Below are 14,813 nucleotides of genomic sequence, written 5' to 3' on the forward strand. Positions count from 1 at the left end.
CCCCAACCGAACCCCGATCTCCCCCACACAATCATGCCCCGCCCGAACCGCGTCCTCCCCCGCCTCATGCGCATCACACATCCGGTGCTCCCACAACCCCCCAGCGGCCATAACCTTCCGATAAGCCGCCACATTCTCCACCCGCCGAGCCCCCTCCAACACCACCGCACACGCCTCAGCACTACCAAGATCCCCCGGATCCGGCACGCTCAGCAAATCAGCGATAGCATCGAACATAGCTTCGAGTATACCGAAAGATCCAGCGACGCAACACTTTAAATGTCAAACCTAAGCCGACAGGCAGACTGTCGGCAACCGAACTGCCCGCTGGACACCGAACAGCAAGCGATCGTCGAGCGCACTACACTGACAACCGCACCACTGGCTAACGGAGCTTTCCGTACATCGGATTCAGCAGAAACGTCCGAGCCTTCTCCTGATCGCGAAGGTGAGTACCTATGAACATAGAAATCGAACTGATCGTCGTTCGCGACCCCGATGGACCGGTACAGATCACCGTGTTCGTAGATGGCGTTGAACACCCTGCGGTCGAGCACGTAATCGATGCCGGGGTGGGCTGGGAATGGAAGACCTGGAAGGAGTCGCGAAATAAGACCCTGGACTATGCGTCTCCTGCAGCGCGTTCTGTACTGAAATCTGCATACACGTGCCCGCCTGGTGGAAAATACATTCAGAAACCCGATAGTGCGAGATGGCTGGACGGGGTCCCGGATTTCGAGCATGACGCACTGAGACCAATCTAGCCTGAGAGCACTACACCACACGCAGCGTCACGCCCCGGCTGCCCTGCTCCCACGCCGAAAGATCATGGATTCTTGTGCAGTATTAGATGCGCAAGGATATCGATCTTCTTTAGTAGCTCATCGGGCTGTAAACCCAGGTCCAAAGCATGACAGTAGACAGTTATTCCGCAGTTGTTTATTTCATGCGTTCGCGGCAGCTCGTTACCTTTTGCGTATACGAGATGCCCTTCTTTCAGATTCAAAGCGGAGCAGTATGCAAGCATCTGATACAGATCAGCCTCCGGAAACCCCCGCGGGCGCTCTGCCTTGTATTTTGCGTCCACAACGGCAACCGCATTGTCGCTCTTGTCACACCAAACCAAATCTGGTCGGATCTTTAGTTTCGAAGCCTTATCAAGATATCGAATGTACTGAAACCTTGGGTTTACATTGAACTGCCGCATCGCCATGCCGAGCGCACCCGTGACGAAGTTTTCATATATCTTCGCCATATCGAACATAAATCCAGATACAGCCAGTGTGTCATTTTTCTGATCAAATGAACTATTGTCTAAAATCACCTCAGAAAGTCGCAGAACGTCATGGTAGCGAACATTGAGCCGGTTAGCCGTCCATCTTGGAGTGCCCGACCTTCTACGCGGTAATGTTATGTCATCGAGTAATACTCGAATTTTACTCAGACGCTGCCTGGCACCTGATCCTATCTCCTGCAAACTGAGAAGCCGCAGGGTAGCAAGAAGAATAACCTTATTCTCGACAACATCGGTGGTGAAGTCGTCATATTCAACAGCAAGAGGTAGCGGTAGCCCAAAGTTTCGCGTTATCTGCTCGCTCAGCTGCAGTTTGCCTCGCATCACCGGAAGGCGGTCCGCCCTGACGGTATATCCTTGCAGCAACCCTTGCTCGATCGCCCTTGAGGCTAGCCTGATAAAAGACTCTGCAACTGCCGGAAATAATCCGTCTGCCTCTTTTAGATAGACGAACTCATCTCGCCAAATAGCAGGGTTATCACAGTAACCCATGAAAAATAGTAATCGATTAATCTCGGTAATCTTTGGACGAACATTGAGCTGTACGTCACCGAACCTAACGGACCCTACGTGCCGTTGCGGCTTAACAGAATATTCACCTCGCGACTTGCGCGTGACGGAGGAAACCTTCAATTTGACTAAAGTATCGTACTCTTCCTCGGTCAGCTCGAGCGTTTTCGAGCCGCCCCACTCGACAAGGTCTATACGTTTCATTATTCCGCGTCTTCCGAGGCGTTTCGGCTGTTACGCGAAAGGCGGCGTATCTCCGATAGAGAATACTTCTCTCGGGCCTCGATGCCCCGATCACCATAATGATATTCTTCCAGCAGCGGAAGGATAGAAGTGCGCCAGGTACGTTCAATTCCTTGAGCAGACAAAGCGGCTGGCCTCATAAAGTACGAGGGGCCAATCTTGAAATCCTCATCTTCAATTTCGGAGTTCAGCGTATCCATTAAATCGGCAGCTTCTGTGTCGTACCCGTTGCTGGCGAGCCACTGACGCAGAACCCCCTTGGTCGGCTCCTCCGACGGATGCAAAGAGACGAACGCAAAGCGCCGACGCATTGCAGAGTCGAGAAGCGCGATAGACCGGTCAGCCGTATTCATAGTTCCGATAATTACGATATTATCGGGAAGCGTAAATGCCGGATCGAATTCATCAGAGTACATGAGATTCAAATCCTTATCGCGGTACTCCAGCAGGAAGTACAGCTCTCCAAAGATCTTTGCCACATTACCGCGGTTGATTTCATCGATGATTAGAGTGTAGATCTTTTCAGGATTCAATCTGGCCTCGTCTGCAATCACTTTCAGAGGTCCATCATGAACGTCGTATAGCAGCTGCCCTCCCCCCGATTTACTTGGCCTGAACCCTTCAAAGAAATCTTCATAGGAGTATGACGGATGAAATTGTACTATAGTAACGTTATCCGGGCCAGAAATATGCTCGGCTATCTTCCTGGCCAGGTATGTCTTTCCGGTCCCCGGCGGACCGTAGAATATCAACTGCGGCCGGTCTCGGAGGAGTTCGATACAATCCTGGAGCCAATCTTTCGGTACAAACAGCTTTTCCGCAAGACCGTCGGTGGCGTCAGGGAATACCGGCTCGACCTTGCTCGCGCCTTCCGCGGTCCGCCGAAATGCTCTCCGCAGGATCTGGACAATTTCGGCCGATCGCTCTCGGTCGAATTGCATGGACTGACTGCTCTTCGGCGGAGACTCACGCCCGTCGGACCCAAATGTCGATAGATGAACCAGCACCTCCCCATCATCGGTATCGATTACTTTATACTGGCAAGTCACTCCATTCTCAAGCTTATGCGGCTGAATATTTTGGGTACTGCGAACTATTTTCAGAATACGCGCCACGGATTGCCCCTCCTCGGTCAAGTTATCATCGTCTAATTCAGACTGGTCGGCAAGATTCGAACCATTCTCTAGTTCCCGCGGCGCAGGGGATTCGCCTATCGCTGGACGATACTTTCCATACTCCACCCATTCGCGCCAGGACTGCGGGCATCCGACCGACAGCGGCGAATCGCCTGCGGCCAATGCATCAAGCCATTGTCGAGATATCACAGACTCGTCGAGTAGCGTGAATTTAGCCTCGTAGTTTGCACTACCGCCACCGACACCGCCATGGGATATTTCACGAAGGCCATTCGCAATCGGCGCCCCAGGCATCCCTGGAACCACCAGCCCGCAAAATCGGACAATTGGACCACGTTCAGATACGCGTTCGAAGTAGAAGAAGGGCGGAACACGGACCCTATCCTCAGTGACACCGGCTGCGGCAGCGAATGCATTCCGAAGTATGAGGTTGCCCTTGTTGTTGGTATCGAGTAACGCTCTACCTGGTGTCTTATTGTCCCCGTAGTACGTCAGCACTCCGGTACGGACATCCAGGCTGTCGGGCCATTCTGCCTCGCCGCCGGTCGAGTAGAGGGCTACAAGTTGCGTCTTGTCTCTTGTCGGAGATCCTTTTCCCCGGATGCCGCCCTGTATCCCTACTCCCAGAAGTCGACTAACTGGATCGATGCTCCGCCCAGCCGTCACCCCACCATAGAGCCCCCCGACCCGAAGATCGGTAGTTGTCAGCTCGTCAACAGGTACAGCACCCTCATCCTCCGACACCAAAGGATCCTAACTGAGAGTCTCAGTTAGGTATGGAGACAACACCATGGGATGTTGCAAGCTGGGTCGTTAGGTAGTGACCCCGATTCAAGGCCGCCTTCCAGGCGAAACGACTGGTTGGCTTGCACAATCGGACCATCACTCCGGATCGCTGAACTCACCCGATGATGTCACCGCCACTTCTCAATGCCCAACAGCGAGTACAACAACAACGACGACGATCATCGTCGCCATCGGCTTGGACCGCGGGGCACCAAGGTGGTGGACAGCTGCTGGGTCGATGCGGTCCGTCAGTTCCTCACGGATCTCGCAGGCCAGCGTTTTCATGTCAGTTTCTCCTGGCTCTCGCTTGCCACCCGGGAGGTAGTAAACGGCCTCGCCATTGGACCGGGTGCTCAAATCCTGCCCTGGTCCCAGGTGGATCCACGTGGCCTTGGCGATCACAATCATCTGTCCGAGGCTCCGTCGCTGACCCCAGTGTCCGGATCACCTTTTCAGGCCCTCACCGCCCCGCTGTTGCGACGACACTAGAACCACCGGGTAGGGTTGAACCCCCAACGCACATCGGCCCAGTGCCGGGGCTGTCGTCACTCCTGGTCGTGATCGACCACTTCACGACGATGCCGTCGCCACTTCCAAAACACCACCCCAACCACCACAACCACGACGGCTACCACTGCCACCCACGAATCGATCCGCTCGATGATCACCGTGAACGACTGCCCGATCGCATACCCGGCCATCACCATCGCAGAACCCCAGATGATCGCGCCCACGGTGCTCGCCGGGAGAAACCTCCGATAACGCATCGACGACATGCCGACCAATTGGGGCAGCATTGTTCGGAAGAAGGTGCTGAAGCGGCCGAAGATCAGGGCCAGGGCGCCATGGCGGTCGAAGAATTCGTCGGATCGGACCAGTCGCTCGCGGTATCGTTTGAAGACCGACCATCGTAAGATCCGTTCGCCGTAGTACCTGCCCAGCCCGAATCCGACACTGGCGCCGGCGATTGCGGCCACGACTACGAGAGCCAGGGTCGTGGGCAGGTTCAGGCGGCCGCGGTTGGCGGCGACGCCGGCCAGGATCGCTGCGGTGTCGCCGGGCACCAGTAGGCCGAAGACCACTGCCTCCTCGGCGCACACCAACAGCGCCACGGCCAGGTAGGTCCATACCGGCGAGAGGCTCAGTATTCGCTGCACCAGCGAGTCCATACAACGACGTTAACCACCGCGGAACCCGCGTCTTCCGGCGACACCCTGTAGATCGACTCGTCCATGTTGAGGCGCGCGGCCTGTCCTCCTGGGTGAAGTGAAACTGCCGGACCGGGAAGTTCCACGACCCCGTGGTCACCGCTACAGATCTATCAGCGGCATCGGCGCCGCAACCGCTGAGGTGTCCCGGCAAGCGACAACCTCCGCCCAGCTGGGATGCCCGGTCTGGCTCAGCGCTTATCGAGCAGTAGCGTCTGACTACTGCGCCCGATCGGACCCTGCTGGTCGAACAGCCGAGACTCAGCCATTCCGATGCCGCTGCGGTCCGGGTAGGTGACCGCGTCCAGGCACACCCATTCCCCGACCGGCTCGCGGTGCAGGGTCACGGTGAGATCGGTATTGATGAAAAGGTACTGATCCCAGGGCAAGACACAACTGATGCCATTGCCGAAATCCGCGGACGCGAGTGTGCGCTCGAGCGGGCTGGGCGATGTACCCGCCACGATCGGGAAGCGCAGGCGGAACCAGCAGATGGCCGGGCCGAGTGTGCGGAAACCGCCTGAGACGAAACGGTATTCGACACCGGTGTGGAACCCGACCGATTGACCGGTCGGGAAGAAGTCGTGCTCCGGGCCCGGCGTCAGGGTGTCCGGTCGGGGCTGCGTGCCTGTCGGCAGCGCCTCGGCCGGCACATCCAGTTCGGTACGCCGCAGCCGCCAGGCGGTCGCCTTCAGAACCGGTCCCCGATCGGAGTTCAACGTGGCCTCGATCAACTCGACGCTGCGGCCGGGTCGGGCGACCCGCGCCTCGGCCCGCATCGGCGTCATCGGCACCGGCCGGAGCAACTCCACCGTCATTCGACCGATCCGGAAGTCCGGCCGCGGCTCGCACCGCTCGATCACGTGACCCAGCAGCGCCGACGGAGCCCCGCCGTGCTGAGCGTCCGGCGACCACGGGCCTCGGGTGAACTCTGTCGGATGGAACAGAGCCGGGTCCGAAGAGTCGGGCAAGTAGAAGGCATCCACAGTCTCCGGACGCTAGTCGGATGCTTCGAGCGCGGTTGATCCGGCCCGTGCTCAACCGCGATCGAGTACCCCGGCGACCCCATCCAGCACCAACTCCAAGCCGAACGTGAAATCCTCATCGGCGGTGTCCGGCGGCGGTACCGACTCGAACAGGCCGCTGCCCAACAGTTCGGCGATGTCGGGGAACCGTTGCGGGTCGATGAGTTCGGTCAGCTCGCGGCTGTAGATTCGCAAGGCGGCCGGTTCGTCGAGATCGGCGGCTTGCCGACCGGCCGCGAGTTGAGCGCCCAGCAGAAAACCTTGGCGGGCATATCCGCTGAGTACGGTGATCACACCGATCTTTGTGCCCCAGTCCGCATCGGTCGCCCGCAGCGCGCGCAGTCCGGCGTCCATCCATCCGACCGCGTTCGGGCCGCGCGGCGGACCGCTGGTTGGTAGTTGCACCAACCACGGATGGCGTTCGAAGACGGCGAACTGATCTCGAACCCACTGGCGCAGCGCAGGACGCCATTGTTCCCGCGTCGCAGCCGGTTCCGGTGGTGGACCGAATGCGGCATCCGCCATCAAAGCGGTGAGCTCGTCCTTGGAGCCGATGTAGCGATACAGCGACATCGGCGTGACCTCCAGCACGACTGCGATTTTCGGGAGCGTCGCACCGGAAAGGCCTGACCGGTCAGCCAATTCGATTGCGGTGTCCACCACCTTGTCCACGGTCAGTTCCGCCGGCCGCCCGAGGCGAGTGCCGATCGGCAGTCGCCACAGACGGGCGAGATCGTGGGGCACCTTTCGCTCAGCCATGATCCGGCCATCTTCCCACAAGGCTTGCGGACACCTTTAGTATATGTCTTATAGTATAAGTCATATACTATTGATATCGGCGATGCGCCCACCGGGACGCGGCCGATCGAGGAGCCAGATCATATGAACCCCATCGTCGTACGACGCATCACCGGAGGGGCCGCGCTGCTGGGTGCGTTGCTCAACCTCGTCGAACTACCGCTGTACTTCGTCTACTCCGGCCCTCCGCCGGAATCGAACGTACTGACCCGCGGCCTGTTCGGCGTACTCGGAGCAACCCTGCTCGTAGTCTTCATGACAGGTATCGGGCACCTGGTGAGCCGCACCTCCCCCGAACATCAATGGATCGGCTCCCTGATCACCGCCGCAGGCCTGATGTGGCTGACGATCGCCTTCGTCTCCATGGGACTCGAAGTCGGTGCCGTCATTCAATCCCCGGTCGACATCGACCCCACGATCACCGTGAGCGGCACCTACATCCTGTACGGCACGATCTCGAAACTGTTGATGGGCCTGTTCCTGGTGGCCCTCGCTACTGCCGTGCGGTTCACACGGCTGCTACCGCCTTGGACGCAATGGTCGGCTTATATTCTGGCCCTGATCAATTGGGCGTTCGTGCCATCGATGTTCTTCGGCAACACCCCGGCCCACTTCTACGCGGCCAACGGCTGGGGCACCACCGCCACCACCGGCGGTCTCATGCTGCTGTGGCTGCTCGCCATCGGAGTGACCCTGCTGCGGCACCAGCAACCCGCACCATCTAATAGCGCCGAGTCCACTACCGCGAACCAATTCATGTGAACCGACGGGACGGACGACCGACCCCATCACCGAGCGGCGACCCAGGGACGGGAAAGAAGCCAGTCCTGAACGGCCTGATCCACCTCTGCATCAGTGGCTTCGGGGCACAGCCGACGTATTCCAACGCAAGACGCACCCGCTGGCCTGGGGTTTCTTCCGGCACCTCGCCAGCCTATCGCCCGGCGTCGGCCGGACGAGAAAACAAAACGACCCGCCAGGCATATCCACCTGGCGGGTCGCGACGCGAAACTCTTACGCGGTCTCGGTGATCGGACGATCCACCCAGCTCATCAACCCACGCAGCTTCGCCCCCGTAACCTCGATCGGGTGCTCGGCGTTGGCCTTACGCAGCGCCTCGAGCTCCTTGTTCCCACCTTCGACGTTGGCAACAAGACGCTTCACGAAGGACCCATCCTGGATATCCTTCAGAATCTCCCGCATCCGCTGCTTGGTGTCGGCGTCGATAACCCGCGGACCCGAGATGTACCCACCGAACTCAGCAGTGTCGGACACCGAGTAGTTCATCCGCGCGATGCCACCCTCGTAGATCAGGTCCACGATCAGCTTCAGTTCGTGCAGCACCTCGAAGTACGCCATCTCCGGCGCGTACCCGGCCTCGACCATGACCTCGAAACCGGTCTTGATCAGTTCCTCGGTGCCGCCGCAGAGAACCGCCTGCTCACCGAAGAGATCGGTCTCGGTCTCCTCCTTGAAGGTGGTCTTGATGACGCCGGCGCGGGCGCCGCCGATGCCCTTGGCGTAGGACAGGGCCAGGGCCTGGCCGTTGCCGGTCGGGTCCTGGTCGACGGCGATCAGGCACGGCACGCCCTTGCCGTCTACGAACTGGCGGCGGACCAGGTGGCCGGGGCCCTTGGGAGCCACCATGCCGACGGTGATGTTGGCGGGGGCCTTGATCAGGCCGAAGTGGATGTTCAGGCCGTGGCCGAAGAAGAGGGCGTCGCCGTCCTTCAGGTGGGGCTCGACGTCGTTGGTGAAGATCGACGCCTGGGCGGTGTCGGGGGCCAGGAGCACGATCAGGTCGGCCCACTCGGAGACCTCGGCGGGGGTGCCTACGGTGAGGCCCGCTTCCTCGGCCTTGACGCGGGACTTCGAGCCTTCCTTGAGGCCGATGCGGACCTCGACGCCCGAGTCGCGCAGGCTCAGCGAGTGCGCGTGGCCCTGCGAGCCGTAGCCGATGACGGCGACCTTGCGGCCCTGAATGATAGACAGGTCGGCATCGTCGTCATAGAACAATTCGATAGCCACAGTAAATAATGTCCCTTCTGGGCTCGTCCCCGACGAAGCGGGGAATCATGCGGTGCGCATCGCAGACGCGCGTTCAAATTCAAAAATCTCGATCGGCCCCAGCGCTACGCCAACCTGTCGACCGGCACTACCTTAGTAGGCCGCTCGTCACGTCCATGAAGAGGGCAAACACTACTAACGCGTAGCTGTGATCGACTTCGGACCGCGCCCGACCGCCACCACACCCGACTGCACGATCTCGCGAATTCCGTACGGCTCCAGCATCCGCAGCAGCGCGTCGAGCTTGGACCGGGTACCGGTCGCCTCGACGGTCAACGCATCGGGTGAGACGTCGATGACCTTGGCGCGGAACAGGTTCACCGATTCGATGACCTGGGTGCGCACGCTGGCGTCGGCGCGCACCTTCACCAGGATCAGCTCGCGGGCCACCGAGTTGTCGGCGTCCTGCTCGACGATCTTGATGACGTTGACCAGCTTGTTGAGCTGCTTGGTGACCTGCTCGAGCGGCAGATCCTCAACCGTCACCACGATCGTCATGCGCGAGATCTCCGGGATCTCCGTGCCGCCGACCGCGAGCGATTCGATATTGAACCCGCGCCGGGAGAACAGGCTGGCCACGCGGGCCAGCACACCGGGCTTGTCCTCGACGAGCACGCTGAGGGTATGGGTCGTGCTCATTGCTGGTTCCTCTCGTGGGCCATGGCCTCGTGAATCACTGCGGGCTCCGCCACCGCCTCGTCGTCGTCGAACAGCGGGCGGATGCCGCGCGCGGCCATGATCTCGTCGTTCGAGGTGCCGGCGGCGACCATCGGCCACACCTGGGCGTCCTTGCCGACGATGAAGTCGATCACCACGGGACGGTCGTTGATCGACTGCGCCTCGCGGATCGCGGCCTCCACGTCCTCCTCGCGCTCGACGCGAATTCCGTGGCAGCCCAACGCCTCCGCGAGCTTGACGAAGTCGGGGATGCGCAGGGTGTGCGTGCCCAGATCGGTGTTGGAGTAGCGCTGCTGATAGAACAGGGTCTGCCACTGCCGGACCATGCCCAGGTTGCCGTTGTTGATCAGCGCGACCTTGATCGGCACGCCCTCCACCGCGCAGGTGGCCAGCTCCTGGTTGGTCATCTGGAAGCAGCCGTCGCCGTCGACCGCCCACACCTCTTTGTCGGGCGCGCCCATCTTGGCGCCCATCGCGGCCGGGACGGCGTAGCCCATGGTGCCCAGACCACCGGAATTGAGCCAGGTGCGCGGCTTTTCGTACTTGATGAACTGCGCGGCCCACATCTGGTGCTGGCCGACGCCCGCACAGTAGATGGCGTCGGGACCGGCCAGCTGGCCCAGCTTCTCGATGACGAATTCCGGCGACAGCGAACCGTCCACGGGCGGGTTCCAGCCCAGCGGGTAGGACTCGCGGATACCGTCCAGGTAGGTCCACCACATCGTAAGATCCAGCAGTGGAGTATGCGGAGCGGAGCTACCCGAAGACGCTGCCGCCGCCGGATCGGCCTTCAACGTCTCGATCAGCTCGGTGATCACCTCGCGGCAATCGCCCACGATCGGCACATCCGCGTGCCGGTTCTTGCCGATCTCGGCCGGGTCGATATCGGCGTGAATCACCTTGGCGTTGGGGGCGAACGAGTCGAGGCGGCCGGTGACGCGGTCGTCGAAACGCGCGCCCAGTGTGACCAGAAGGTCCGACTTCTGCAGCGCCGCAACGGCCCCCACGGTGCCGTGCATACCGGGCATGCCCATGTTGAGCCGATGACTGTCCGGGAACGCGCCGCGCGCCATCAGGGTGGTCACCACGGGGATGCCGGTCAGCTCGGCCAGTTCCAGCAGTTCGGGCGAAGCCTCGGCCTTGATGACGCCGCCGCCGACGTACAGCACGGGCGACTTGGCGTCCAGGATCATCCGGGCGGCCTCGCGCACCTGCTTGCCGTGCGGCTTGGTCACCGGACGATAGCCGGGCAGGCGCATCTCCGGCGGCCACATGAAGATGGTCTGCGCCTCCAGCACGTCCTTGGGGATGTCGACCAGCACCGCGCCCGGACGTCCGGTGAAGGCCAGGTGGAAGGCCTCGGCGATCGTGCGCGGAATGTCGATCGGATCGTTGACCAGGAAGTTGTGCTTGGTGATCGGCATGGTGATCCCGGAGATGTCGGCCTCCTGGAACCCATCGGTGCCGATCAGCCGGCGCGCGACCTGGCCGGTGATGGCGACCAGCGGCACCGAATCCATCTGCGCGTCGGCGATCGGGGTGACCAGGTTGGTCGCACCCGGGCCCGATGTGGCCATGCACACACCGACCTTGCCGGTTGCCTGCGCATAGCCGGTGGCCGCGTGACCGGCGCCCTGCTCGTGCCGGACCAGGACGTGCCGGACCTTGGTGGAGTCGAACAGCGGATCGTAGACCGGGAGTACCGCACCGCCCGGAATACCGAAGACCGTGTCGACGCCGAGCTCCTCGAGGGAGCGGACGACGGACTGCGCGCCGGTGACCCGCTCGGGCGGGATCTGGCGGCGAACCGAGGAGGCGGCTCCCGATTTGTCTATAGGTGCCGGCTGGTTGGCCGAGGGCGCGGGCCGGCGGGCCGAGGGCCCGGGCCGTGCGGTAGGTGCGCTCACCGTGTTGATCCTTACTGCTTGTCGTTCTCTAGGGAACTGGCCTGAACACAAAAAAGCCCCCGTCAGCCAAGGCTGATCGAGGGTGGCGCGTCGCAGCTACGAGCTGACGGAATCAGTCTCAGCGCTGGACGCGCCGGCCGATTACGAGAAGCTCGATTCGATTCACGCGAACGACGGTATGTGCGCGTGACGCGATGAGTCAAATTCATTGACATCGGAGTCCCATTATGTGAGACAGGGCGGTTACTCGGGTCCGTTCGCCATAATGCGAGGATGGGTGTGTGTCCTCGTCGCATCAGTCCGTGCCACCTGCTCAATCGTCCCACACCGCCGAGGCGGGAGCCGATAGGGGTCGGGTGATCAGAATCCCGCGCCTCGGCTATCTCGGGGTCTTGCTGCTGATCTTCTGCGCGGCGTTCCCGTTCTTCGGCTGGCCCGAGGTGCTCTGGGTGCTGTTCGTGATTCCGGCGGCGGTGGCGATGTGGCTCGAACGCACCCGGACCGTCGTGTCCGAGCGCGGGCTGGATGTGCGGTCATTCTTCGGGTCGCGGCATATCGACTGGTCACAGGTGCAGGGGGTGAGCATTCCCAAGCGCGGGTATGTGCGCGCGCATCTGTCGGACGGTACCGAGGTGTCGTTGCCCGCGGTCGGCTACAACCGGTTGCGGGAGCTGGTCGAGGCGTCGAACGGTCGTATTCCGGATCCGTTCGTGGTGCCCGAGGAGACGGACGCCGCGGCTGCCCCGGAAGACGAGACCGCGGAAGCCGAGTCCGCGGAGACGAAGAGCACAGAGACCAACACCACAACGGCCGACGCCGCGTCCGGCCGGGACTGAGCGCCTCGCACCCAGCTCATCGGGGCATTCTCGGCTCACCCCGCGCGTCGGCTCACTGACTCGCCGTCCAGGAATATCGAGTGCCGCGTGTGTGCTGCTATTGCTATAGAGGCGCCTACCGGCGCACCATCCCCTCCTCGCCCGGGAGTACCGTAAATAGGGCCGTCCAGGCAACTCGTACAAGTCGCCGACCAGCCCTCGCGACGAGACTCTAGGACCTAAAAGACTCATGCCACCGCTTCGCTCACGCACCACCACGGTCGGTCGCAACGCCGCGGGCGCTCGCGCGCTCTGGCGCGCCGCCGGCCTCGTCGACTCCGACTTCGGCAAGCCGATCGTCGCCATCGCGAACTCGTACACGCAGTTCGTGCCAGGCCACGTCCACCTCAAGGACGTCGGGGAGATCGTGGCGGACGCGGTACGGGCCGCGGGCGGCGTGCCGCGCGAATTCCACACCATCGCCGTAGACGACGGCATCGCCATGGGCCACGGCGGCATGCTCTACTCGCTGCCCAGCCGCGAGATCATCGCCGACTCGGTGGAATACATGGTCAACGCGCACACCGCCGACGCGCTGGTGTGCATCTCCAACTGCGACAAGATCACCCCCGGCATGCTGAACGCCGCGATGCGGCTGAACATCCCGGTCGTGTTCGTCTCCGGCGGGCCGATGGAGGCCGGTAAGGCCGTGGTCGTCGACGGTGTCGCGCAGGCGCCGACCGACCTGATCACCGCGATCTCGGCCAGCGCCTCCCCCGCCGTCGACGACGAGGGCCTCACCGAGGTCGAGCGCAGCGCCTGCCCGACGTGCGGCTCCTGTTCGGGCATGTTCACCGCCAACTCGATGAACTGCCTGACCGAGGCGCTGGGCTTGGCCCTGCCGGGCAACGGCTCCACGCTGGCCACCCACGCGGCGCGCCGCGCGCTGTTCGAGCGGGCCGGAACCACGGTCGTCGATATCGCGAATCGCTGGTACCGCGGCGACGACGCCTCGGTCCTGCCGCGAAACGTCGCCAACATCAAGGCATTCCGCAACGCGATGGCCCTCGACGTCGCGATGGGCGGCTCGACCAACACGGTGCTGCACACCCTGGCCGCCGCGCAGGAGGGTGAGATCGACTTCGATCTGGACACCATCGACGAGATCTCGCGCCGCGTGCCGTGCCTGTCGAAGGTCGCGCCCAACTCCGATTACCACATGGAGGACGTGCACCGAGCCGGTGGCATCCCCGCCATCCTCGGCGAGCTGCGTCGCGCCGGGCTGCTGGAGACCGACGTCACCACCGTGCACACCCGCACCATCGATGAGTGGCTGGACACCTGGGACATCCGTTCCGGCAAGGCCTCCGACCAGGCTCTGGAGCTGTTCCACGCCGCGCCCGGCGGGGTGCGGACCACGCAGCCGTTCTCGACCGAGAACCGCTGGTCATCGCTCGACACCGACGCCGAGAACGGGTGCATCCGCGATCTCGCGCACGCCTACACCGTCGAGGGCGGGCTGTGTGTGCTGCGCGGCAATATCGCGCTGGACGGCGCGGTGCTGAAGACCGCGGGCATCGACGAGGATCTGTTCACCTTCGAGGGTCCGGCCGTGGTGCTGGAATCCCAGGAGGAGGCCGTCTCGGCCATTCTCGGCAAGAAGATCCAGCCCGGTGACGTCCTCGTCATCCGCTACGAGGGTCCGTCCGGCGGGCCGGGTATGCAGGAGATGCTGCACCCCACCTCGTTCCTGAAGGGCAGGGGCCTGGGCAAGGTGTGCGCGCTGATCACCGACGGCCGCTTCTCCGGCGGCACCTCGGGTCTGTCCATCGGTCACATCTCCCCCGAGGCGGCCAGTGGCGGCGCGATCGGCCTGATCGAGAACGGTGACCGTATCCGCATCGACGTGGCCACCCGCGCGCTCGAACTGCTGGTTTCCGATGAGGTGCTCGCCGAGCGTCGCGCGAAGATGGACGCGCGCGAACGTCCCTGGCAGCCGGTCGGCCGCGAGCGGCCCGTCACCACCGCGCTGCGCGCGTACGCGGCGCTGGCGACCTCGGCCGACAAGGGCGCGGTGCGCCGGGTGCCCTGAGTTCACCCACCCCGCCGGCTTACCGTCCCCCTGAGCATGGCAAACAGAAAGCCGGGAACTCCTCGAGAGTTCCCGGCTTTCGTCTGTTCAGTCCTCGTTGGTTACGCACTGCCGAACATCCAGAACGGTAGCGGCCAGACCGGATCGACCGGCGCACCGCAGAACCCCTCTTGACAGGAGATCGGCATAACCGCGGGTTGGCGAGTCATTGTGTCCTCCTTCGCTGCGATAACCCACAGCTAGGGAGTAACCGG

General features: G+C 62.2%; 15 protein-coding genes. 4 read left to right on the top strand and 11 right to left on the bottom strand.

The annotated features are described in order from the left end of the window. On the bottom strand, nt 1-237 hold a 237-nt coding region (locus JZ791_RS34330; RefSeq protein WP_216900435.1), incomplete at its 3' end, for a hypothetical protein. Between the two features lie 221 nt (nt 238-458). Here JZ791_RS34330 and JZ791_RS34335 point away from each other — a divergent pair. Then, entirely contained in the window at nt 459-764 is a 306-nt protein-coding gene (locus JZ791_RS34335) for a hypothetical protein (protein WP_216900437.1), read from the top strand. A 62-nt stretch (nt 765-826) separates the two neighbouring features. On the opposite strand, the gene JZ791_RS34340 is transcribed toward JZ791_RS34335, so the two are convergent. The 6 genes from JZ791_RS34340 to JZ791_RS34365 all read right to left on the bottom strand — a co-directional run bounded on the left by JZ791_RS34340 (nt 827) and on the right by JZ791_RS34365 (nt 6,961). Continuing rightward, entirely contained in the window at nt 827-2,008 is a 1,182-nt protein-coding gene (locus JZ791_RS34340; protein ID WP_216900439.1) for an McrC family protein, read from the bottom strand. Next, on the bottom strand, nt 2,008-3,927 hold the full coding sequence (locus JZ791_RS34345; protein WP_216900441.1) for an AAA family ATPase: 1,920 nt from the start codon (nt 3,925-3,927) through the stop codon (nt 2,008-2,010). Before JZ791_RS34345 ends, JZ791_RS34340 begins: the two co-directional genes overlap by 1 nt. A 183-nt stretch (nt 3,928-4,110) precedes the next feature. Next, the gene (locus tag JZ791_RS34350) at nt 4,111-4,377 is read right to left on the bottom strand and encodes an NUDIX hydrolase (RefSeq protein ID WP_216900443.1); all 267 of its coding nucleotides are present in this window, start codon (nt 4,375-4,377) and stop codon (nt 4,111-4,113) included. Between the two features lie 137 nt (nt 4,378-4,514). Continuing rightward, nucleotides 4,515-5,138, bottom strand: a complete 624-nt coding sequence (locus JZ791_RS34355; RefSeq protein WP_216900445.1) for a DedA family protein — start codon at nt 5,136-5,138, stop codon at nt 4,515-4,517. A gap of 230 nt (nt 5,139-5,368) precedes the next feature. Beyond that, on the bottom strand, nt 5,369-6,148 hold the full coding sequence (locus tag JZ791_RS34360) for a thioesterase family protein (RefSeq protein WP_254206819.1): 780 nt from the start codon (nt 6,146-6,148) through the stop codon (nt 5,369-5,371). 66 nt (nt 6,149-6,214) lie between these two features. Beyond that, nucleotides 6,215-6,961: a TetR/AcrR family transcriptional regulator gene (locus JZ791_RS34365; RefSeq protein WP_216900449.1), complete on the bottom strand. Its 747-nt coding sequence runs from the start codon at nt 6,959-6,961 to the stop codon at nt 6,215-6,217. Nucleotides 6,962-7,084: 123 nt separating this feature from the next. Between JZ791_RS34365 and JZ791_RS34370 the strand changes: the two genes are divergently transcribed. After that, nucleotides 7,085-7,762, top strand: coding sequence for a hypothetical protein (locus JZ791_RS34370; RefSeq protein WP_216900451.1), 678 nt, complete (start codon nt 7,085-7,087; stop codon nt 7,760-7,762). Between the two features lie 26 nt (nt 7,763-7,788). Here the strand turns inward: JZ791_RS34370 and JZ791_RS46910 are convergent, their stop codons facing one another. From JZ791_RS46910 to JZ791_RS34385, 4 genes are all read right to left on the bottom strand, one after another. Next, nucleotides 7,789-8,040, bottom strand: coding sequence for a hypothetical protein (locus JZ791_RS46910; protein WP_368858351.1), 252 nt, complete (start codon nt 8,038-8,040; stop codon nt 7,789-7,791). Then, on the bottom strand, nt 8,015-9,028 hold the full coding sequence (gene ilvC / locus JZ791_RS34375) for a ketol-acid reductoisomerase (RefSeq protein ID WP_216900453.1): 1,014 nt from the start codon (nt 9,026-9,028) through the stop codon (nt 8,015-8,017). Before ilvC ends, JZ791_RS46910 begins: the two co-directional genes overlap by 26 nt. Before the next feature lie 174 nt (nt 9,029-9,202). Beyond that, nucleotides 9,203-9,706 (bottom strand): acetolactate synthase small subunit, encoded by a 504-nt coding sequence (gene ilvN, locus JZ791_RS34380; protein WP_215918640.1) that lies wholly within the window; start codon nt 9,704-9,706, stop codon nt 9,203-9,205. Further along, the gene (locus tag JZ791_RS34385; protein ID WP_216900455.1) at nt 9,703-11,652 is read right to left on the bottom strand and encodes an acetolactate synthase large subunit; all 1,950 of its coding nucleotides are present in this window, start codon (nt 11,650-11,652) and stop codon (nt 9,703-9,705) included. The genes ilvN and JZ791_RS34385 overlap by 4 nt, the downstream gene beginning before the upstream one ends. A gap of 356 nt (nt 11,653-12,008) precedes the next feature. On the opposite strand from JZ791_RS34385, the gene JZ791_RS34390 reads away from it, so the two are divergent. Further along, complete coding sequence (locus JZ791_RS34390) at nt 12,009-12,488, top strand: PH domain-containing protein (protein ID WP_216900457.1); 480 nt, start codon at nt 12,009-12,011, stop codon at nt 12,486-12,488. A 229-nt stretch (nt 12,489-12,717) separates the two neighbouring features. Then, nucleotides 12,718-14,559 (top strand): dihydroxy-acid dehydratase, encoded by a 1,842-nt coding sequence (gene ilvD, locus JZ791_RS34395; protein WP_216900459.1) that lies wholly within the window; start codon nt 12,718-12,720, stop codon nt 14,557-14,559. Nucleotides 14,560-14,813 lie beyond the last annotated feature (254 nt).

This window comes from Nocardia alni, assembly GCF_019038435.1.
GTDB classification, from domain to species: domain Bacteria; phylum Actinomycetota; class Actinomycetes; order Mycobacteriales; family Mycobacteriaceae; genus Nocardia; species Nocardia alni.